The following is a 20,591-nucleotide window of genomic DNA, read 5'->3' as shown; positions in this document are numbered from 1 at the left end:
TCTACCACCGGCATTCCCTGGTGCCGTTGACGCGTTCAGACTCATGCTGTTTTCGCGTGGTGGCGCCAGGCAGTATATGACGCTGTCCATAAAGAATTAATGGCAATCATCTTTGTCGTTGTTATTTCATCTTTCTGTTCTTTTCAATGTAGCCAAAAAGATACAATACATTGATTTATATATAGTTTATTTTCATTAAAAAGTTATCATTGTTGTTATATTATGATACGAAATTGAAACACTTCGCGGTTCTCGCTGCAGGGTCGGGTCCATACTGGTGGTCTTTATGGACTAAGTGGTATCATGACTCGCCAACCGCCTGGCGCACCAGCAAGAGTAGAAACATCATGTCTGAGACTGGCAATGTCAGTTATCTGATTGAAAAAATAATAATATTTACGCCAGCTACACAATCTCTGGCGCGGATAGATCAACCCAATCAGCGGATAAAACTCAAACACTCGGCGTCATTATGTCTTTTATTACTTATTCAACATCGCGGGCAAGTGGTTTCCCAAAACGAACTACTGGAATTCGGCTGGGGTAAAAATCACCGCCAGGTGAGCTTCAACGCCTTTTATCAAAGCATTCTCTCTTTGCGCAAAAGTTTGCTGCAGCTGGAACTGGAGCAACCGCTTATCACCACAATCCCCCGCAAAGGGCTGATCATCCAGGAAGAGTTCAATATTCAGGTGATTGAAACTCCGGAGGAGAGCGTATCTTTTACAGCAGAACCCTTAGTGCCGGATGTCGCCATAGAAGAACGGTCAGATGACACAGCGCGCCAACCTTTGATCACCACTGCTGAAATGGTAATACTTGCTATTACCCTGATAATTTGTGTGCTTATAATGTATCCGTGGCAAACCAGTGATAACTATTTCTCCGGCTATATCACCGCAGACAAAGCCCCTACTGACTGTCAGTATTATTTTAATAATGATGCCAGTAATTTCTCCCGACATACGGCATTTATCAACAAAAATCCTGGGCTGTGTCAGAGCCATAAATTTATCTATATCACCACCTACCCTGAATCCAAAAAACTATCCGTGCTTGTATGTCGCTCACCGATGAAAAATAGGCAGGAAAACGCCTGTCAGTCGGTTTATTACCCACGGTATGATAGCTAATGAATTTTTATTCCCGAACGCCCCGCATCCAGACAGGTATTATCCTGTTGCTTTGTTTTGCTGCGCTAATTGTTACCGCCGTCTACCGGTACAGTAAAAACAATGGTCAGTTACATAATCTGACCTGTCGGTCTGCCATCGAGATTGTACGCAATACAAGCTCATTCCGAGGGATCATTGATATCAAAACCGGCGGCAGCAAAGGTATTGTGAATATTGATGGCATTATCAAAGATGCCGAAAATAATGAGCAGACCGTGCAACGCATGGTACTTTTTACACAATCCAGCTACGGCTCAAGCCCGGTTTGGATTTCGCAGAAAATCCAAATCTCCAATCGCGAAACAGCACCCGCCAGTCTCATTCAGGAACTCCTCCCCGACTTCTTCCTGACCAACACCAGCGTATCCAACGTCGATTTTTTTGCGCTGAATAGAGAGACGTATTTGATTACCAAAGAGGGGATCCCCTATCTGTACTGCCAGAATTATGCGTTGCCGGAAAATGAATAATCAGTAAGCGAAGATTAAAAAAAGCAAAAACGATTTGAAAGAGTCACTTGATACGGACTTCACGAACCACACGCCAATGATGTCTTGGTGTGTTAATGCTGATTCATAAAGATTATTTCCTCTCATAATATAAAAACCCTATTCTAACCTACACTACCATAACTCGCTGATTATGCGAACATTGTTACCCTGCTCGTCCAGCGTTATAACTCTCTGGTTTTCCAATAATCCCTTCCCTCTCTGACCGCCAGTAACAAATGTCACCGACAGTTGTATATTGATGCAACGATGATTTTATAGCTCGGGCGACTTTTCAGGCGCAGAGTTAGCGGTGAAATTTGACAGTGTGCCAAGCTGATATTCTGCAATGCGGCACAATCATCCGGTCAGACAGGTATTGAGCATGTTCATAACCCGATTGATTGCCCTGCCCGGGAGTCCACTTTAGCCCAGGGCCGACACAGCAATTGTATCTAACACGTTTATTTTATTAAGTTTTTGATAACAATTAGTTAATTAATTTATTCATTCGCCTATTCCGCTGTTCTGCAAAAACGTCATTTGCAGCTTTTGTCCATCATCTAACCAGTAATTACTTTCTTAACGCTAGCCTCTTCATCCCCTCGCTCATGATATAAATTTATAAAAAACATTAAAAATAGCGTTTTAATCTTAAAAAAATAATTTAATCGATATTTACATTTACCAAATATGCAAACAATGGTCTTATATTCCAACCTTACAGCGTGACGCGAAATGTTGTTCTGCAACCGAATGCGCCACTCCAGAGAAGGTGAAATGAATCATCAACATCTGTTCAGATGCCAGGGATGATGTAGCGCGAACCAGGGAGCAGGGAAAAAGTTTCACGCTACTGACAAAAGTAAATTTGATTATGAAAATGGGATATACACAAATGTTTAACAAAACATTCATCGTAGCGGCATTGATGGTTTCCAGCTCTGCATTTGCAGCTGAATCAACCGGCGTAGCGGGTGGCACTATTACCTTTAACGGTTCAGTGTCCGATACCACCTGTAACGTAGTGACCAATAACGGTTCAGACTTCACGGTAAACCTTTCCCCTATTGCTGTGGGTGATATGGGCACCACCGCCGGTGTTGTTAAAACCAACGCCAAAGACTTCACCATGAATCTGAAAAACTGCTCTGCGGCATCGGACGAAGCTAAAACGCTTAAAATCACTTTCAGCAGCAGCAACCTGTCGGATGATGCTAAATACCTGAAAAACTACAGCGACAATGGTGCCGAGGGTGTGGGTATTGCGCTAACCAAAGACGGTAACACTGCCGTACCGTTTGATACCGCTTTCGATACTGGTCTGAGTTCCGCTGACGCTGCCACCGAAGATGGCGTCACACTGACCATGTATGCCAACTACTACAACTACGGTGGCGCGGCCGTAACAACCGGTAAAGTGGTTACTGACGCAACTTATTCCTTCAGCTACGACTAACTCATTCAGCCGGGGTCTCCCCGGCTCTCCTCTACGACATTATGAAAACTCTGATATTTTTTCTTGCGGCTACGTTCATTTCCATGAATGCCAGCGCAAGCGTTGTGATCAACGAAACGCGTGTTATTTATCCGGCCAGCGCCAAATTTGTGTCGGTGCAACTGGTAAACGACAGCGAACAAACCCATCTGGTGCAGTCCTGGATTGACGAGGGCGATGCTTCCGCCGCGCCGGAGAAAGTCAAAGTGCCGTTTTCTCTGCTGCCTCCGGTCGTAAAAATGAGCGGACACGCCGGACAGGCTCTGAAAATCTCGGCGATGAACACCCATTCGCTGCCAAAAGACCGCGAAAGTGTGTTCTGGCTTAACGTTCTGGATGTCCCTCCCGTCCCTGAAGGGAGTGGAGATAGCTACCTACAAGTGGCCATTCGCAATCGTATAAAACTGTTCTATCGTCCGGATCAACTGAGCGATCTCGACAGCAGCGTGGCGGAGAAAATTACCGTTTCGACTTCTGGCGGTCACACTTGCCTGAAGAATAATTCGCCATATTACATGACCATCCCTCAGGTCGTGACCTGGCAGGGGGGCGAGCTAAAGCAAAGCCGAAAAGATAATTTACTGGCTGAGACTGCGTTTATACCGCCGTTTGGCTGCGCGCTGGTGTCCAGCAAAATTCAGTCCGGTGGGCAATATCGCCTTACCTGGCTTGATGATTATGGCGCAAAGAGATTCAGCACTATCCACTGATATCCCAGATAAATGACTCCAGGTTCAATTCTGATGAAAAACAGTTCTCTGTTTCGTATAAGTTTGCTAGTTCACTCTGTCAGCCTCGCGATATTTTCATACGGCGCGTTGGCGGAGGATTTTAATAGCAGCCTGCTGGTAGGTAATTCAGCAGATATGGACTGGAGTAATTCTCGGCTGGTTATGACGCCGGGGGCTTATGATTTGGATGTTTATGTGAATAACGTCTGGCGCGGGAAATTTAATATTTCCGTCGCTAATGACGATAAAGGTACTCTGCTTATTAATAAAGACGACGCATCTCTACTGGATATTCAGGGGCTGGATGATATTGTAAATAAAAGCACCGCTGAAAAGCTCGACGTTAATACCCTGCTACACGGAGGGAAAAGCGCCCTGATACCCGGCACACTGCGTCTGGATTTAGAAGTACCTCAGGCTTTCGTAAAAGAATATAGCCGTAACTGGGTGTCACCGCAAAAATGGGATCAGGGAATTAATGGCCTGTATACCAATTACAATTTCAACTATTACAATTTTCACGGCCTGCAGAATGGCTATAGTGACAGCGATAATCTGTATTTATCGCTGAACAGCGGACTAAACATGTATGGCTGGCATTTTCTCGATAGCTCATCGTGGATGCGCTACAGCGCAATGAACAAAGGTAGCTGGATAAATACCACGCGTTTTGTTGAAAAACCAATTGCGGCAATCGATTCGGTACTGCGCATTGGTCGAAGCTATACGACGTCTGATTATTTTGACACGGTCCGTTTTCGTGGGGTGACACTGAATAAAAGTCGTCAGATGTTACCGGACAGCGAAAACGTTTATATGCCAGTGATCGAAGGTGTTGCAACCAGTTCAGCGGTGGTCAGTATCTCCCAGGATGGTCATATCATCCACCAAATCAATGTCCCACCAGGCCCCTTTGCCATCCGCGATCTGATGCCTACCGGCTCACGCAGCGATTTATCCGTCGAGGTAAAAAACACCGGCGGCAACATTGAGCGCTTCATTGTGCCATTCTCCTCGATCCCGGATATGCAGCGCCCCGGCAGCAGCGACTATCAGATTAACGTCGGGGCGGTGGACATGCGCAACGTCGACGATAGCAGCCATTTTACCCAGGTGAGCTATTCACGTGGGGTGAATAACTACCTCACCGCGTCAGCGGGCGGGATCTGGAGCCAGAATTATCAGTCTCTGCTTCTGGGAGGAGCGGTTTCCATCCCCTACGCTGGGTCACTCTCGGCTTCCGTGGAGGAGTCGCAGTATCGTCTGCCTGGCGATAGCCGTCGCCACGGAGAAAAATACGCGCTGTCCTGGAGTAAATACTTCCCGACCCGCACCAATATTTCGCTGGCTTCGTATTATTACCGTACTCAGGATTACGCTTCTTTTAGCGATTATATCCTGACCAAATCCAATATTAAGGATTATGGCGGAACGGGCACCTCAACGATCAACAGCAAACAAGCCTTTAGCGCCAATATTAATCAGCCGCTGGGGGAACAATTTGGAAGACTGTCGCTTTCAGCCTACTGGCGCGATTACTGGCGCGGTCAGAAAAGTAGCCGTCAGTACAACCTGACCTGGAGCAATGCCAGTCACGGCGTCAACTACTCGGTTTCGCTGCGCCGCTCGGAGGTTACGCAGTCCTATTACGACTATGAAACCAATTATGAAGGCGACCTGGTGAGCGCGTTGCGTTCACGCGGTAAGACGGAAAACAACCTCTATTTTTCTGTCACGATACCGATGTCGATATTCGGCAGCGGCGGCAGCCTGTCTTCTCATGCCAGCGTGCAGAACGGCAAATATTCCTCTTCTGACGTCAGCATGAGCGGGAATATGCATGATGTTGACTACAGCCTGATGCTGAGCCACGACAGTGACAACGATTCGCGGGCAGCCGATCTCTACACCAGCTGGAAAAATGACTATACCAGCATGAACAGCGGCGCGACCCTGGCCCGTGAATATCGCCAGCTAAGCTTGGGTGCCAGCGGCAATCTGCTGGCATGGAAGGGTGGGCTGCTGGCGTCTCCTCATAACGGACGTAATTTTGTCATTATTGAAGCGCCAGGAGTGGTGAACGCGGTCGTTAACGGCGATACCTCCGCACACACCAACAGCAAAGGTATCGCCCTCATCACCAGCGCGACACCGTACCGACAGAATAATTTCCATCTGGAGCAGGATGGAACCCAAAAAAGCGACGTCGACCTTGAAGGTAATTTACTCAATGTGGCGCCGTACGAAGGCAGTATCAGCTGGCTGAAGTACAAAACTGACACGCGCAGACTCTTCACTTTTGATGTGCAAACCGCGGAAGGGGGTCAGTTGCCGTTTGGCGCGGTTGTCAGCGGTGCCGGGAATGAAGAAGTCGGCTATGTCGCACAGGGGAGTCAGATTTTTATTAAGTCAGAGACGCTTCCCGCCAGCCTGAAAGTGAATATCAGCAAAGGCAAAACTAAAAAATTCTGCACTATTTCCCAGCCTGCAGAGCATGCTGAAAATATTTGTCGCTAACTCAGTTTTCTCAGCTAACAGAATCAATCATGAAAAAATTATTTTATCTTATGGTTACGGCCATAATACTGACCGCACTCCCAATATTATCTGCACAAGCACAGTCGCAGGCTCAGTCTCGCGGTGTAACAGGCGATACCTGCCGTAATTCCGGCATACTTTTTACCAGCGTCGCAGAATCGGATAAGTCGCTAAATCTTTCATCGGCTTTCGTGAATTCAAACGTCGTTGAATATTCCTATACCACCAGTTGGTCGGGTAGTATGACCTGTACTTACGGGAATATTGGGATCGGTGGTCTGGCGCAAGACCACTTATATTATTTTACCGGTTTCAACGGTTCTCCTGTTTATTTGAATTTCAACAGTGCGGATGGTGAAAGTAGCTACTGGATAAAATTAACGGCCACCATTAGTGGCGATACCAAAGTGACTGTCAGCGGTATCGTGGGCATTCACTCTCTGTCATATCAGACACAATATACGCTGCGGGCGGAATTAATGTCGGCTCCGCCTGTGGGCATGGAAAGCTATACCAAAACCACAACCAGCGGCGCACTGTCGGTCATACCTGCGGTGATGAGCGGTACCGGAAGCGGCTCCAGCTCACCGTTCCTTTCCAGCAAAACATATGCTTATCGCGCCTGGTCCAATATGATGTCTGAAACCGCACGCAAAAGCTGGAATACCGATTATTTTATTGCTTATGAGAAGCTGACGATTCAGTTTGAGCCAAAAGAAACAACCTGCAATATGACGCGGGACATGAGCGTGAAATTACCCCCTGCTCCGTTTAGCGTCCTGAAAAAAAATGGAAAGGCAACTGGTGCCGATTTCACGATCCCGCTGAAGTGCGGCAACCTGGCCGGAATTAAAACATCTACCCGCAATGTTAAGGCCTGGTTATCCAGCAATGATTTAGTCAGTTCTGATACCAGCTACCAGATAATGGTCAACGATGAAACCACGGCGGGAGGGGTAGGTATTGCCATTCGTAGCCGGATGTTTATGGGTGACTATGATGAGGTGCAAATATCCAGTAGCAATAATATGGAACATGCTTCGCAAATATTAGATATCGCTAAAGATGATGATATAAGCAATACGCAATACATTTATCTTCATGCTTATTACAAAGTTTATAACGCATCAGCATTATCAACCGGTAGCGTGGTGGCGACTGCGCAGATAATGTTTGGCTACGATTAACCCCCCTATTTTACTGTGGCCCAGACGGGCTACAGTAAGTTTTTAATTTAATTCTCTTAAAGGATTTTATGAAAATATCTGTTCAAACCGTGCTTGATCTTTTGCACAGCATTATGCACCCGCTTTCTCCTGAACTGGTGCATCATTTGCAACGCACGGGTCTCATTTGCTGGTATCTCGGGAATCGAGCCGGTTTTGACAGTGCAGCCATCAATAACGCCTGGCTTGCGGGTATGTTGCACAATATCGGGGCGCTGAGCAAAGTGCACCCCTTCAGTGGCGCCCATGGTAAAGCCTTTATTGAAGAGCATGGACGACTTGGCGCCTCAATGATGTCCGGCGTACGTTTTTTACAGCCAGTGACCGCAATTCTTGAAACGCGCCACGCGGATGCCTTGGGTTACACGCAGAATACAATGCTAAATACCTGGCATCTGGTGCATCTGGCCGATGAGTTTGAGCTGTGGCTGCGCGGGATTGAAGGTGACTATGTGGCCCAACGGCATAATATTGTTTCCGGTTTTCTGGCCAGTAGCCCACTATGGCCATCGTGCCTGGTCGAGGCGCTACAGGATGCCAGCCATGAGGATGGTTTCTGGTTTCGCCTGAGTTCGCCCTCATTACAACAGGTGCTGCGCGTTATCAGCCCGCTCAATGATGTGGTGCTGGATCACCATGATTTTCTGGAGGTCTGCCTGCTGATTTCGAATATCGTCGATAAATACAGCAGCTTTACGCAGACTCACAGTACCAGCGTGGCTCACGTGGCGGCGAAGCTTGCGGAGCTGTACGGCTGCGATCGCTACACCCAGGATAAAATCCGCATCGCGGGGTACCTGCACGATATTGGCAAGCTGGGTATTCCACTGGAAATCCTCGAGAAGCAGGGAAAGCTGGAGCCGGACGAGTACGCGCAAATGAAGCGCCACAGCTATAAGACGCTGGAGATGCTACATCCCATTGAGGAGCTGGGTGAAATCGTACACTGGGCGGCAAGACATCATGAACGCCTCGACGGCAGCGGCTATCCTTTTCGCCTGGGTGCGGCTGCGCTGGATATCCCTTCGCGTATTATTGCTGTGGCTGATGTTTTCACCGCGATGACCGAGAACCGCCCCTATCGTCAGGGGATGTCCAGCGAAAAAGCATTGATTATTCTGGAGGAAGAGGCGTCAAATTTTCGTCTGGATCGGGACATTGTCGATCTGCTAAGCCATAATATTGCAGTGCTCAGACCTTTGGTTGCGATGTACTAAGCCAGGCATAACCCGAAATCGCAGCCGCGCAGAATGCATATTGTATAAATTTACCGAAAGAAAACGCGAATGAAATATTTGATAGCCAATAGAGTCATTTACGATAGCGAGAGCGGGGAACTTGTGGTCAAGGAACCCGGAAACGAGCAAAGTAAAAGGCTAACAAATACCGCTAACCGTATTCTTTCGTTACTGATTGCGTCGCCAGGCCGGGTACTTGAACGCGATTATCTTCTGGATAAAGTCTGGGAGGAAGCGGGCCATCCGGGTTCCAGTTCATCGCTGAGCCAGTACATTAGTATCCTCAGAAAAACATTAACATCCTTAATATTCATTGAGGAAATTATTGTAGCCGTACCCAAGGTGGGCTTTTACTTCTCACCAGAAATCGCCGTTGAACTGCAGAATGATGAAGAAATGGTGAGTACCACACCTCTTCCGGTATCCCTGCGTAAGGCGGCAACGAAGGATAAAAAAAACCTCTGGCTGATTGCGGCTATCGCGTTTTTGCTGCTGGCCAACCTTTGGATACTCAGCCAGAAACAGGGTTCACCGCGTTTTGCAGCCGAATACAGTATTGGTGAAATCGGGAACTGCAAATTTACTGCCTATGAAGATTTATCGGAGGAAGTTGACCCTCAGGTCATGAATATTATCCGTCAGCTACAGCCTGAACTTGAGCTAAAGTGCGCCCGGAAACCCGCGCAGATTATGGTTTATTTTCAACCCAGTGTTCTTTACGGTAGTCATGGTCGGTTTTTCTACTCTTATTGTCCAACAGATAAGGCAACAGCAAAAATTGTCTATTGTGAGAACCATTATGCTTTTAACTGGAAATTAAAATGAAGCTGATGACAACCTTAGTGCTGGCAGTGGTCGCGTTGATTTGTCTGTTAACATGGCAACTAAGCCTGCGATCGGGTGTTTATTTTGACAAACGCTGCTTTGCGAATATCACCTATGTTGACGCTTCGGATCACGCTCTCTTATTCAAAGGAAATATCACGTTTGAATTTAACAAGAACGAAACGGGCGTATTTAATCTTTCCGGCAACATTGACTATCAGGGGCGTCAATATCGATTGTCGCGTTATATAACATTTACCTATCATAACGTCAGTGGGAACCAGTATCGTATGAATACGACGACAAAAGATATCATGGCTCACGATAATGTGCCGGAAGACATTACCCTGCTGACAACAAAAATATTTGGGATGGAAGGGGAATACGTTATCTCCTTAGACAAAAAAGACAATAACTATATTACGATTGCAAATACCTTATCACCCTTAATGAACTGTGTGATTCAATAACAGGGATAGTGTTATACATTCACTATGAAAAGAAATAATTGTGTCAATTGTGAAGAGTGCGGTTTTGCAGAACTGTGCTCCGCCTATCTGTTCAGGCAGAAAGATCCATTGTTTATCCGCAATCTGGAGACAAAAAAGAAGATTGCCAGAGGTGAATATATTTATCGTCGGGGAGAGAAAATAGACGAGCTGTATGCCCTACGTAGCGGGGCCGCTAAGGTTTACGATGCGCGCGGGCAGCTGATGGGGATCGTTTTGCCAGGACAGGTGATGGGCGTGGAGGAGCTGCACATCGGGTACAGTCAGCAGGATATTCAAGCCGCAACGGAAATAGAAGTTTGCGTACTGAGAAGCGATCATTTCTACGAAATGAGCCAGCTGATGCCAGGGTTTACAGATTTTATTGTCAGGATCCTGTCACGTTCGGCGCAGGAAAAACAGCAATTTATTTCAGTATTGACCAAAAGTGATACCTTGCAGAAGGTTCAATATTTCCTGCAACTGTTGTCTCGCACTTATAAAGAGTATGGCTTTGAGCATCTCAACCTTGAGTTACCGATCAGTAAGAAAGAACTGGCCCAGGTTCTGGGCATTTCGATATCCACCTTGTCGCGTGCCCTGGATAGCCTGAAGGATCAGGGGATTATTTCCATGCTAAATAAAAAAGAGATAACGCTAATGGTGTCAGACAAAAAATAGCGTCTGAATGAGGATGTTCTTGTAATTTCTTAGTTTCATCTCAAAAAATCAGTAAATCATTTATTGTCCAGTGTATCCCTTTGAGGAAAGCACCGGACTCATTTTTCTTAAAAACAAAGAGTTAAGGTTTTTCCCAATGTCGTTTGTCGTATTCTCTGATGATATTTTTTTTACCCGGTCTGCGGGAGGGCTGATGCCAATAGATAGCCTGCGCGAAGAGAACTTATGTATTATTGATATTGAATCTTTCTTCAGCTTGCATGATATTAAACATCGTGTTTGCAATGAACTGACCGACGGCTATTCTATCATTTTTGTAAAAGGCCGTGGAATGTTATCAAAGGTGCTTTCATCACTGGAGGGTATCTCCAGAACCGCCTCTGTAACGGAGTTTATCCGGTATATTAATGAAGGCCGAAGATATACTGTCTATCATATACTCACCATAATTGATTCTTTGCGGGAGCTACGTAACCTTACCCATACCGAGATTTCCGTAGCCTGTGCGTTACGCCGACAAATAAATATTACTGCCACATCCCAACTTCTGCACTGCTCAACGAAAGCAGTGTATCAGCGGGTATCTGCCTTGGCTCAGAAAATGAACCTCAGATACGGTACTCAAATCCAGTATTTCTTGTACCGCGAATATACCATTGAGGAACTCCAGCAGATAAATTGCATGAAACATCGTCCTGATACCAGTGTATTCCAGAATAATGGATCGACCCCACATCTGTAAGCAGATTCGATCCTCACGACGAGGCCTGTCTAATGGCCTCCGGACTGAGGTATCGCCCCGGTTGTCGTACAGGTTGAATCACTACGGATTTAACAGACACCTCAGAGTCATTTATGGACTTATCTTTGTCGCCAGGCTTCATCATTTCTACCGCTTTAAACGAAAGTAGCTTTCCCTCTTGTTTTCCTGCCATAAAGACTCCGTTATCATGCACCTTATGCAGTCATGAACATCAAGGTAGGTTACTCTGTATATGCCCATATTTTACCCAGGTATAGGTTGGCAAGGCACACTTTAACCCACCTTTAAATGTAGGATTTCATGATATTCGATGAGACAACGTGAAACTTAACGATAACCAAAAAATCACTAACTCATTAAAAATTAAGAAAATGGACATCATAAACCAATGAGTACAATAGAAAACTTAGACTCCCACACCCCCATGATGCAGCAGTATCTCAAGCTGAAAGCTCAGCACCCGGAAATACTGCTGTTTTACCGCATGGGCGACTTTTACGAACTGTTTTATGACGATGCGAAACGCGCGTCTCAGTTGCTTGATATATCCCTGACCAAACGCGGCGCATCTGCAGGCGAGCCAATCCCGATGGCAGGCATTCCTCATCATGCGGTAGAAAACTACCTCGCCAAGCTGGTCAATCAGGGTGAGTCCGTTGCTATTTGTGAACAGATTGGCGATCCGGCGACCAGCAAAGGCCCGGTTGAGCGCAAAGTGGTACGTATTGTCACACCAGGCACCATCAGTGATGAAGCGTTGTTGCAGGAACGCCAGGACAACCTGCTGGCCGCCATCTGGCAAGACAGTAAAGGGTACGGCTACGCTACGCTGGATATCAGCTCCGGGCGTTTTCGTGTCAGTGAACCCGCTGACCGCGAAACCATGGCCGCGGAATTGCAGCGCACCAACCCCGCTGAATTGCTGTATGCCGAGGATTTTGCCGAAACCTCACTGATAGAAGGACGTCGCGGCCTGCGCCGTCGTCCGCTGTGGGAATTTGAAATTGATACCGCCCGTCAGCAGTTAAATCTGCAGTTCGGCACGCGGGATCTGATTGGCTTTGGCGTGGAAAACGCCCCACGCGGATTATGCGCTGCCGGCTGTCTGCTGCAATACGTAAAAGATACCCAACGCACCTCGCTGCCGCATATTCGTTCCATCACCATGGAGCGTCAGCAGGACAGCATCATTATGGACGCCGCCACACGCCGCAATCTGGAAATCACCCAGAACCTGGCGGGCGGGGTGGAAAACACGCTGGCTTCAGTACTCGACTGCACCGTGACACCGATGGGTAGCCGTATGCTCAAGCGCTGGCTGCATATGCCGGTCCGCGACACCAAAATCCTCATCGAGCGCCAACAGACCATCGGCGCGCTGCAGGATACCACCAGCGAATTACAACCCGTGCTGCGTCAGGTAGGCGATCTGGAACGTATTCTGGCGCGTCTGGCCCTGCGTACTGCGCGCCCGCGCGATCTGGCCCGTATGCGTCATGCCTTCCAGCAATTACCCGAACTGCGCGCACAACTGGAAAACGTAGACAGTGCCCCTGTGCAGATGCTGCGCGAGAAAATGGGTGAGTTTACTGAGCTGCGTGAACTGTTGGAACGTGCCGTCGTGGAAGCTCCGCCAGTGCTCGTACGTGACGGCGGCGTCATTGCCCCAGGCTACAATGAAGAGCTTGATGAGTGGCGAGCGCTGGCTGATGGCGCCACGGACTACCTCGACAGACTGGAAATCCGCGAACGCGAACGCACCGGTCTGGACACGCTGAAAGTAGGATTTAACGCCGTGCACGGCTACTACATTCAGATCAGCCGTGGGCAAAGTCATCTGGCGCCAATTAACTACGTACGCCGCCAGACATTGAAAAACGCCGAACGCTACATTATTCCGGAACTGAAAGAGTACGAAGACAAAGTTCTGACCTCAAAAGGCAAAGCGCTGGCGCTGGAAAAACAGCTGTATGACGAACTGTTCGACATGCTGCTGCCACACCTGGCTGATTTGCAACAGAGCGCCAGCGCGCTGGCGGAGTTGGACGTGCTGGTCAACCTCGCGGAGCGTGCTTATACCCTGAATTACACCTGTCCGATCTTCACCGATAAACCCGGTATTCGTATTACCGAGGGACGCCATCCGGTGGTTGAACAGGTGCTGACCGAGCCGTTTATCGCCAACCCGCTTAACCTCTCGCCTCAGCGACGGATGCTGATCATCACCGGCCCAAACATGGGGGGTAAAAGTACCTATATGCGCCAGACTGCGTTGATTGCGCTACTGGCCTATATCGGCAGCTACGTTCCGGCACAGAAAGTCGAGATCGGGCCTATCGATCGTATCTTTACCCGCGTGGGCGCGGCGGATGATCTGGCATCAGGTCGTTCCACCTTCATGGTAGAAATGACCGAAACCGCCAACATTCTGCATAACGCGACCGAGAACAGTCTGGTGCTGATGGATGAGATTGGACGCGGTACCTCCACCTACGACGGCCTGTCGCTGGCATGGGCATGCGCAGAAAATCTGGCAAATAAAATCAAAGCATTAACTTTATTTGCGACCCATTACTTCGAACTGACGCAGTTACCGGAGAAAATGGAGGGTGTCGCTAATGTGCATCTGGATGCGTTAGAGCACGGCGATACCATCGCCTTCATGCACAGCGTGCAGGATGGCGCGGCGAGCAAGAGCTATGGTCTGGCAGTCGCTGCCCTGGCTGGCGTACCGAAAGAGGTGATCAAACGCGCGCGGCAAAAACTGCGCGAACTGGAAAGCATCGCGCCAAATGTTGCCGCAACCCAGGTCGACGGTACGCAGATGTCACTGCTGTCAGTACCGGAAGAAACGTCACCCGCCGTTGATGCGCTGGAAAACCTCGACCCGGATTCGCTAACGCCTCGCCAGGCGCTTGAGTGGATCTACCGGTTGAAAAGTCTGGTGTAGTAAAAAGAGCCCGATAGCGTTAGCCCTAAAGAAAAAGGCCAGTCTCAATGAGACTGGCCTTTCTTGATAGAACTTGTGCTTACTCGCGGAAAAGCGCTTCGATATTCAGTCCCTGAGTCTGCAGAATTTCACGCAGACGACGCAGACCTTCAACCTGAATCTGGCGAACACGTTCACGAGTGAGACCAATTTCACGGCCCACATCTTCCAGTGTCGCAGCTTCGTACCCCAGCAGACCAAAACGACGTGCCAGCACTTCACGCTGTTTGGCGTTCAGTTCGAACAGCCATTTGACGATGCTCTGTTTCATATCATCGTCTTGCGTGGTGTCTTCCGGACCGTTTTCCTTTTCATCGGCCAGAATATCCAGCAACGCTTTTTCGGAATCGCCACCCAGCGGGGTGTCTACCGAGGTAATACGCTCGTTGAGTCGGAGCATACGGCTGACGTCATCAACCGGTTTATCCAGTTGTTCAGCAATCTCTTCTGCACTCGGTTCGTGGTCCAGTTTATGCGACAACTCACGCGCGGTACGCAGATAGACGTTCAGCTCTTTTACAATGTGAATCGGCAGTCGGATCGTACGGGTTTGGTTCATAATCGCCCGTTCGATCGTCTGGCGGATCCACCAGGTTGCGTATGTTGAGAAGCGGAACCCACGTTCCGGGTCAAACTTCTCGACGGCACGGATAAGCCCTAAATTGCCCTCTTCAATCAGGTCCAGCAATGCCAGACCACGATTGCCATAACGACGAGCAATTTTCACCACCAGACGCAGGTTACTTTCAATCATGCGACGGCGAGATGCGACATCTCCACGCAGTGCGCGACGCGCAAAATAAACTTCTTCTTCGGCTGTTAACAGTGGTGAATAACCAATCTCACCAAGGTAAAGCTGAGTCGCGTCCAACACACGCTGTGTGGCCCCCTGCGATAACAGCTCTTCTTCAGCCAGGTCGTTATCACTGGGTTCCTCTTCACTCAAGGCTTTTTCATCAAAAGCCTCTACTCCGTTCTCATCAAATTCCGCATCTTCATTTAAATCATGAACTTTCAGCGTATTCTGACTCATAAAGGTGGCTCCTACCCGTGATCCCTAACGGAACTAGCACGTGAAAGCCTGGTTCCGCCTAATTATCGCTGCGGTAAATAGCGCAGCGGGTTTACGGATTTCCCCTTGTAACGAATTTCAAAATGCAAGCGTGTTGAACTGGTTCCGGTGCTACCCATGGTAGCTATTTTCTGCCCCGCCTTGATTTCTTGTTGTTCCCGGACCAGCATTGTATCGTTATGGGCGTAGGCGCTCAGGTAATCATCGTTATGTTTGATGATAATAAGATTACCGTAACCACGCAGCGCATTACCGGCATAGACGACGCGTCCATCTGCGGTCGCGACAATAGCCTGTCCTTTGCTGCCTGCAATGTCGATCCCTTTATTGCCACCTTCGGTAGCCGCAAAGTTTTCGATCACTTTGCCGTCAGTCGGCCAGCGCCAGGTAGAGATTGGCGAGCTAGTCGACGTTGAGCTTGCAGTTGATTCGGTTGTGCTAACTGCTGGAGCCGTTACAGGCGCTGTGACCACAGTCCCAGCAGGCTTGTTGTTCGGCAACATTTTGTTAGCACTTTGTTCACCTGAATCCTCAGAATACGTAATTGTTGGTTTCGAAGCAACAGCAACGGTGGAATTTTGTGCAGGGTTGGTCACAACTCCTTGCTGTGCTGCATCCGCCTGGGTGATGGCATTGCCACCGGTAATCGGTGCACCAGACGCGTTGCCCACTTGCAGAGTTTGACCGACATTCAGGCCATACGGGGCCGGAACGTTATTGCGTTGTGCGAGGTCACGGAAATCGTTCCCGGTTATCCAGGCAATATAGAAAAGGGTATCGCCTTTCTTAACAGTATAGGTACTGCCGCCCGTGTAGCTACCTTTCGGAATATTCCCATACTTACGATTGTATACAATACGACCGTTTTCCATCTGCACAGGCTGTTGAGCAACAGGCTGGATTTGCGTTGGCTGTGTGGTTGGTTGCTGCACCGACTGGATCTGTGGCGTCTGCTGTACCGTCGACGTCGAGCCCATTTTAGGTGGAGGCGTAATCAGCATGCCAGAACTGGTGTTCGTTGATGCACTACCGTTAACCGAGCTGACCGGCGCTGGTGGATTCGAGGTGTTTGAACAACCTGCCAACCATAGTGAAACCAGTGACAATGCCGCAATGCGGCGAACGGTAAATTTGTGGCTTCCCGCGCTCATTTATCCCCCAGGAAAATTGGTTAAAACCAGTGACGTAATCACCGTGCAAGGCACCGTCACAATACGCTTACTCTTTCGAGAATAACCAGGAAAACTCCAGGTATTCAGCAGCGCTATCTACGCAAGCTCCCCTTTCACTAAGGGAACGAAACGTACGGCCTCCACGGTATCGATAATAAATTCGCCTCCCCGACGACGCACCCGCTTCAGAAACTGGTGCTCATCGCCCACGGGTAAGACGAGAATGCCGCCCTCATCCAGTTGCATCATCAATGCGGTGGGGATCTCGGGCGGCGCTGCCGTTACAATGATAGCGTCAAACGGAGCTCGCGCCTGCCAGCCTTGCCATCCATCACCATGACGGGTCGAAACATTATGTAAATCAAGCTGCTTCAGGCGGCGACGCGCCTGCCATTGCAAACCTTTAATGCGCTCAACGGAGCACACATGATGCACCAGGTGCGCCAGAATCGCCGTCTGGTAGCCAGAGCCAGTACCAATTTCCAGCACCCGAGACTGCGGCGTTAGCTCAAGCAGTTCGGTCATTCGCGCAACCATATAAGGCTGCGAAATCGTCTGCCCCTGACCAATCGGCAGGGCAATATTGTCCCAGGCCTTATGTTCAAACGCCTCATCAATGAATTTTTCACGCGGCACGGCGGCGAGCGCATCGAGGACAAGCTCATCTCTGATGCCCTGCGCACGTAATTGTTCAAGAAGAGTGTGTACGCGTCTGCTTACCATTGCGTGTCGACTCCCACGCTGTCTAACCAGTCAGAAACCACTTCATGCGCGCCGTATGCGGTTAAATCGACATGCAGCGGCGTGATAGAAACATAGCCTTCATCGACGGCTGCAAAATCCGTATCCGGCCCGGCGTCGCACTTTTCGCCCGGTGGCCCGATCCAGTACAGCGTATTACCGCGTGGGTCCTGCTGTGGAATAACCTGATCCGCCGGATGGCGACTGCCGCAGCGCGTGACGCGAATACCTTTAATCTGATCGAGCGGTAAATCCGGCACGTTGATATTCAAAATGCGACCGGTGCGCAGCGGTTCACGACTCAGCGCCCGTAAGATACGACAGGTTACTGCGGCAGCAGTATCGTAGTGTTTATGGCCATCAAGTGAGACAGCCAGCGCCGGGAACCCCAGATGACGACCTTCCATTGCCGCCGCAACGGTACCGGAATAGATAACATCATCACCCAGATTAGGACCCGCATTAATACCAGAAACGACAATGTCCGGACGCGGACGCATTAATGCGTTCACGCCCAGATAGACGCAGTCGGTGGGCGTACCCATTTGTACGGCGATATCGCCGTTATCATAGGTAAAGGTGCGAAGTGAGGATTCCAGCGTCAGCGAGTTAGACGCGCCACTGCGGTTACGATCCGGGGCAACCACCTGTACGTCAGCAAACTCACGCAGCGCTTTCGCCAGCGTTTGTATACCGGGTGCGTGGACCCCATCATCGTTACTCAGCAATATACGCATAATCACCCATTGTGTTAATAAGTTCCCTTACAACACTGGTGGCGAAGCTACCTGCCGGTAGCCAGAAGCGTAACTCGACGGTTACGTCATCCCACCAGTTCCAGCTTAATTGTTGTGGATACAGCAACATAGCGCGACGCGACGCGTCGACTTTCTCGCGCAATAACAGAGACTGCAGCGCGGTTTCATCAGCAACAGCGGCTTTTTCAAACGCCAGTGCGTCGCGCTGAGTTCCCCACTCACCGCTGCCCGGTAATGCCGCTGTGATCATCAATTCTTTCTCATCGACGCGACGCTGTAATTCAGTGTGTTCTTCATGTGTGGCGACAAACCAGCTTCCGCGTCCGGATAATTGTAGCGCATCGCCGTCAACAACTTGATTAAAGTCTGTTTTTTTCAAGCGTTCACTGACTATCTGATTAAACAACGCGCTACGGGCCGCCGACAACCAAAAACTGCGTTTATTGCGATCGCGCACCGGCGCATCGCTTTGTGCCCAGCGCAGCGCCCCTTGCAGGTTGCTGCCGCCGATACCAAAACGCTGAGCGCCAAAATAGTTAGGTACGCCGCGTTCGCTAATCGCCTGCAAACGCGCTTCAACGTCATTTCGCTCGCTCACTTCACGCAACACCAGCGTAAATTCGTTGCCTTTCAGCGCTCCTAAACGCAGCTTACGCTTGTGGCGCGCGTACTCCAGAACTTTACAGCCTTCGAGCTCAAATTTGCTTAGATCAGGCATTGCATTGCCCGGTACACGCGCGCACAGCCACTGTTCCGTGACCGCATGCTTATCTTTCTGCCCGGCAAAGCTCACTTCACGGGCGTGAATTTTCAGGAATTTCGCCAGCGCGTCAGCCACAAAACGGGTGTTACAACCGTTTTTCAGGATGCGCACCAAAACATGCTCGCCTTCGCCATCCGGTTCGAAGCCTAAATCTTCGACGACAACAAAATCTTCCGGATTCGCTTTCAGGACGCCATGGCCCAGAGGTTTGCCATGGAGATACGTCAGATCGTCAAACACTGTCATTTCGGTGCCTTAATGAGTAACGCCACCGCTTCACAGGCAATCCCTTCCCCACGCCCGGTAAAACCGAGTTTTTCCGTGGTGGTCGCTTTCACGTTAACATCATCCATATGGCAGCCGAGATCTTCGGCAATAAACACGCGCATTTGCGGAATGTGCGGCAGCATCTTCGGCGCCTGAGCAATAATCGTCACATCCACATTACCAAGCGTATAGCCTTTGGCCTGAATACGCCGCCAGGCTTCTCGCAATAATTCACGACTATCGGCACCTTTAAAGGTCGGGTCGGTGTCAGGGAAGAGTTTACCGATATCCCCCAGCGCAGCCGCGCCCAGCAGAGCATCGGTTAGCGCGTGTAACGCCACATCGCCATCAGAATGCGCCAGCAATCCTTTTTCATACGGGATGCGCACACCACCAATGATAATTGGGCCTTCTCCGCCAAAAGCGTGTACGTCGAAACCGTGTCCAATTCGCATTATGTCTTCTCCTGGTGGGTAGTCCGGGTCAGATAAAATTCGGCCAACGCCAAATCCTCTGGACGCGTTACTTTAATATTATCAGCCCGTCCTTCAACGAGCTGAGGATGTAAGCCGCAATATTCCAGCGCCGAGGCCTCATCCGTAATGGTTGCGCCTTCGTGGAGCGCACGGGTCAGGCAATCGTGCAACAGCTCGCGAGGGAAAAACTGCGGCGTCAACGCGTGCCATAAATCGGTGCGATCGACCGTATGGGCAATGTCTGTTCGGCCCGGCTCCGCGCGCTTCATCGTGTCGCGTACTGGTGCCGCCAGGATCCCGCCGGTGCGGCTGGTCTCACTGATTGCCAGCAAACGGGCTAAATCATCCTGGTGCAGACACGGACGCGCGGCGTCATGCACCAGTACCCAACTGGCCTCACCTGCGGCTTGCAAACCGGCAAGGACAGAATCGGCACGCTCGTTGCCGCCATCCACTACGGTAATTTGCGGATGCGCGGCGAGTGGAAGTTGGGCAAAGCGGCTGTCGCCTGGGCTGATAGCGATAACGACTCGCGTCACCCGGGGATGAGCCAGCAGCGCATCAACCGAGTGTTCAAGAATGGTTTTATTGCCAATAGAGAGGTACTGCTTAGGACACTCTGTTTGCATTCGGCGGCCAAACCCGGCAGCCGGCACCACGGCGCAAACGTCCAATAAAGTGGCTGCCATGTTAAATCCCTGG

20 protein-coding genes are annotated in these 20,591 nt (G+C 49.6%); 13 read left to right on the top strand and 7 right to left on the bottom strand.

The features are described 5' to 3' along the window. Window positions 1-347 precede the first annotated feature (347 nt). The 12 genes from OGW44_RS24385 to mutS all read left to right on the top strand — a co-directional run bounded on the left by OGW44_RS24385 (window position 348) and on the right by mutS (window position 14,601). Window positions 348-1,133 carry a winged helix-turn-helix domain-containing protein gene (locus OGW44_RS24385; RefSeq protein ID WP_137380304.1) on the top strand — a complete coding sequence of 262 codons (786 nt, stop codon included), beginning with the start codon at window positions 348-350 and terminating at the stop codon, window positions 1,131-1,133. Further along, on the top strand, window positions 1,133-1,645 hold the full coding sequence (locus tag OGW44_RS24380) for a YqeJ family protein (RefSeq protein WP_016154204.1): 513 nt from the start codon (window positions 1,133-1,135) through the stop codon (window positions 1,643-1,645). Before OGW44_RS24385 ends, OGW44_RS24380 begins: the two co-directional genes overlap by 1 nt. A gap of 916 nt (window positions 1,646-2,561) precedes the next feature. Next, entirely contained in the window at window positions 2,562-3,122 is a 561-nt protein-coding gene (locus OGW44_RS24375; RefSeq protein ID WP_047357877.1) for a fimbrial protein, read from the top strand. Window positions 3,123-3,205: 83 nt separating this feature from the next. Continuing rightward, a complete protein-coding gene (locus OGW44_RS24370) occupies window positions 3,206-3,871 on the top strand; it encodes a fimbrial biogenesis chaperone (protein WP_223952813.1) in 666 nt (221 codons plus the stop codon). A 33-nt stretch (window positions 3,872-3,904) separates the two neighbouring features. Further along, complete coding sequence (locus OGW44_RS24365; protein WP_103928523.1) at window positions 3,905-6,409, top strand: fimbria/pilus outer membrane usher protein; 2,505 nt, start codon at window positions 3,905-3,907, stop codon at window positions 6,407-6,409. 29 nt (window positions 6,410-6,438) lie between these two features. Next, a complete protein-coding gene (locus OGW44_RS24360; RefSeq protein ID WP_185654474.1) occupies window positions 6,439-7,617 on the top strand; it encodes a fimbrial protein in 1,179 nt (392 codons plus the stop codon). A gap of 68 nt (window positions 7,618-7,685) precedes the next feature. Next, entirely contained in the window at window positions 7,686-8,873 is a 1,188-nt protein-coding gene (locus OGW44_RS24355) for an HD-GYP domain-containing protein (RefSeq protein WP_047414275.1), read from the top strand. A 69-nt stretch (window positions 8,874-8,942) separates the two neighbouring features. Beyond that, entirely contained in the window at window positions 8,943-9,719 is a 777-nt protein-coding gene (locus OGW44_RS24350; protein ID WP_047414277.1) for a winged helix-turn-helix domain-containing protein, read from the top strand. Continuing rightward, window positions 9,716-10,189, top strand: a complete 474-nt coding sequence (locus tag OGW44_RS24345) for a FidL-like protein (protein ID WP_047414279.1) — start codon at window positions 9,716-9,718, stop codon at window positions 10,187-10,189. The genes OGW44_RS24350 and OGW44_RS24345 overlap by 4 nt, the downstream gene beginning before the upstream one ends. Before the next feature lie 24 nt (window positions 10,190-10,213). Beyond that, complete coding sequence (locus OGW44_RS24340) at window positions 10,214-10,888, top strand: Crp/Fnr family transcriptional regulator (protein ID WP_047414281.1); 675 nt, start codon at window positions 10,214-10,216, stop codon at window positions 10,886-10,888. Window positions 10,889-11,024: 136 nt separating this feature from the next. Continuing rightward, window positions 11,025-11,630: a hypothetical protein gene (locus OGW44_RS24335; RefSeq protein WP_104651269.1), complete on the top strand. Its 606-nt coding sequence runs from the start codon at window positions 11,025-11,027 to the stop codon at window positions 11,628-11,630. 409 nt (window positions 11,631-12,039) lie between these two features. After that, window positions 12,040-14,601 carry a DNA mismatch repair protein MutS gene (gene mutS, locus OGW44_RS24330; protein WP_047414286.1) on the top strand — a complete coding sequence of 854 codons (2,562 nt, stop codon included), beginning with the start codon at window positions 12,040-12,042 and terminating at the stop codon, window positions 14,599-14,601. A gap of 79 nt (window positions 14,602-14,680) precedes the next feature. Here the strand turns inward: mutS and rpoS are convergent, their stop codons facing one another. Continuing rightward, window positions 14,681-15,673, bottom strand: a complete 993-nt coding sequence (rpoS, locus tag OGW44_RS24325) for an RNA polymerase sigma factor RpoS (protein ID WP_000081498.1) — start codon at window positions 15,671-15,673, stop codon at window positions 14,681-14,683. Between the two features lie 62 nt (window positions 15,674-15,735). Beyond that, a complete protein-coding gene (gene nlpD / locus OGW44_RS24320) occupies window positions 15,736-16,818 on the bottom strand; it encodes a murein hydrolase activator NlpD (protein ID WP_230330220.1) in 1,083 nt (360 codons plus the stop codon). Between nlpD and OGW44_RS24315 the strand changes: the two genes are divergently transcribed. Then, on the top strand, window positions 16,721-16,948 hold the full coding sequence (locus OGW44_RS24315; RefSeq protein ID WP_225622947.1) for a hypothetical protein: 228 nt from the start codon (window positions 16,721-16,723) through the stop codon (window positions 16,946-16,948). The genes nlpD and OGW44_RS24315 overlap by 98 nt on opposite strands. 32 nt (window positions 16,949-16,980) lie before the next feature. On the opposite strand, the gene OGW44_RS24310 is transcribed toward OGW44_RS24315, so the two are convergent. The 5 genes from OGW44_RS24310 to ispD are packed head-to-tail and all read right to left on the bottom strand — an operon-like array spanning window position 16,981 to window position 20,578. Continuing rightward, window positions 16,981-17,607 carry a protein-L-isoaspartate(D-aspartate) O-methyltransferase gene (locus OGW44_RS24310; protein WP_003034172.1) on the bottom strand — a complete coding sequence of 209 codons (627 nt, stop codon included), beginning with the start codon at window positions 17,605-17,607 and terminating at the stop codon, window positions 16,981-16,983. Further along, entirely contained in the window at window positions 17,601-18,362 is a 762-nt protein-coding gene (gene surE, locus OGW44_RS24305) for a 5'/3'-nucleotidase SurE (protein WP_016154207.1), read from the bottom strand. Before surE ends, OGW44_RS24310 begins: the two co-directional genes overlap by 7 nt. Continuing rightward, window positions 18,343-19,392, bottom strand: a complete 1,050-nt coding sequence (gene truD / locus OGW44_RS24300) for a tRNA pseudouridine(13) synthase TruD (protein WP_185654473.1) — start codon at window positions 19,390-19,392, stop codon at window positions 18,343-18,345. The genes surE and truD overlap by 20 nt, the downstream gene beginning before the upstream one ends. Further along, window positions 19,389-19,868 carry a 2-C-methyl-D-erythritol 2,4-cyclodiphosphate synthase gene (gene ispF, locus OGW44_RS24295; RefSeq protein ID WP_016154209.1) on the bottom strand — a complete coding sequence of 160 codons (480 nt, stop codon included), beginning with the start codon at window positions 19,866-19,868 and terminating at the stop codon, window positions 19,389-19,391. The genes truD and ispF overlap by 4 nt, the downstream gene beginning before the upstream one ends. Beyond that, the gene (gene ispD / locus OGW44_RS24290; RefSeq protein ID WP_016154210.1) at window positions 19,868-20,578 is read right to left on the bottom strand and encodes a 2-C-methyl-D-erythritol 4-phosphate cytidylyltransferase; all 711 of its coding nucleotides are present in this window, start codon (window positions 20,576-20,578) and stop codon (window positions 19,868-19,870) included. Before ispD ends, ispF begins: the two co-directional genes overlap by 1 nt. Window positions 20,579-20,591: the final 13 nt, after the last annotated feature.

This window comes from Citrobacter sp. Cb023 (genome assembly GCF_030336805.1).
Lineage (GTDB): Bacteria > Pseudomonadota > Gammaproteobacteria > Enterobacterales > Enterobacteriaceae > Citrobacter > Citrobacter braakii.
This window is presented reverse-complemented; position numbering and strand designations above follow the sequence as displayed.

Excerpts from the sequence above, each read along its gene's own strand:
- OGW44_RS24385 (WP_137380304.1), top strand. The coding sequence starts at position 348 with ATGTCTGAGACTGGCAATGTCAGTTATCTGATTGAAAAAATAATAATA.
- OGW44_RS24380 (WP_016154204.1), top strand. The coding sequence starts at position 1,133 with ATGAATTTTTATTCCCGAACGCCCCGCATCCAGACAGGTATTATCCTG.
- OGW44_RS24375 (WP_047357877.1), top strand. The coding sequence starts at position 2,562 with ATGTTTAACAAAACATTCATCGTAGCGGCATTGATGGTTTCCAGCTCT.
- OGW44_RS24370 (WP_223952813.1), top strand. The coding sequence starts at position 3,206 with ATGAATGCCAGCGCAAGCGTTGTGATCAACGAAACGCGTGTTATTTAT.
- OGW44_RS24365 (WP_103928523.1), top strand. The coding sequence starts at position 3,905 with ATGAAAAACAGTTCTCTGTTTCGTATAAGTTTGCTAGTTCACTCTGTC.
- OGW44_RS24360 (WP_185654474.1), top strand. The coding sequence starts at position 6,439 with ATGAAAAAATTATTTTATCTTATGGTTACGGCCATAATACTGACCGCA.
- OGW44_RS24355 (WP_047414275.1), top strand. The coding sequence starts at position 7,686 with ATGAAAATATCTGTTCAAACCGTGCTTGATCTTTTGCACAGCATTATG.
- OGW44_RS24350 (WP_047414277.1), top strand. The coding sequence starts at position 8,943 with ATGAAATATTTGATAGCCAATAGAGTCATTTACGATAGCGAGAGCGGG.
- OGW44_RS24345 (WP_047414279.1), top strand. The coding sequence starts at position 9,716 with ATGAAGCTGATGACAACCTTAGTGCTGGCAGTGGTCGCGTTGATTTGT.
- OGW44_RS24340 (WP_047414281.1), top strand. The coding sequence starts at position 10,214 with ATGAAAAGAAATAATTGTGTCAATTGTGAAGAGTGCGGTTTTGCAGAA.
- OGW44_RS24335 (WP_104651269.1), top strand. The coding sequence starts at position 11,025 with ATGTCGTTTGTCGTATTCTCTGATGATATTTTTTTTACCCGGTCTGCG.
- mutS (WP_047414286.1), top strand. The coding sequence starts at position 12,040 with ATGAGTACAATAGAAAACTTAGACTCCCACACCCCCATGATGCAGCAG.
- rpoS (WP_000081498.1), bottom strand. The coding sequence starts at position 15,673 with ATGAGTCAGAATACGCTGAAAGTTCATGATTTAAATGAAGATGCGGAA.
- OGW44_RS24310 (WP_003034172.1), bottom strand. The coding sequence starts at position 17,607 with ATGGTAAGCAGACGCGTACACACTCTTCTTGAACAATTACGTGCGCAG.
- surE (WP_016154207.1), bottom strand. The coding sequence starts at position 18,362 with ATGCGTATATTGCTGAGTAACGATGATGGGGTCCACGCACCCGGTATA.
- truD (WP_185654473.1), bottom strand. The coding sequence starts at position 19,392 with ATGACAGTGTTTGACGATCTGACGTATCTCCATGGCAAACCTCTGGGC.
- ispF (WP_016154209.1), bottom strand. The coding sequence starts at position 19,868 with ATGCGAATTGGACACGGTTTCGACGTACACGCTTTTGGCGGAGAAGGC.
- ispD (WP_016154210.1), bottom strand. The coding sequence starts at position 20,578 with ATGGCAGCCACTTTATTGGACGTTTGCGCCGTGGTGCCGGCTGCCGGG.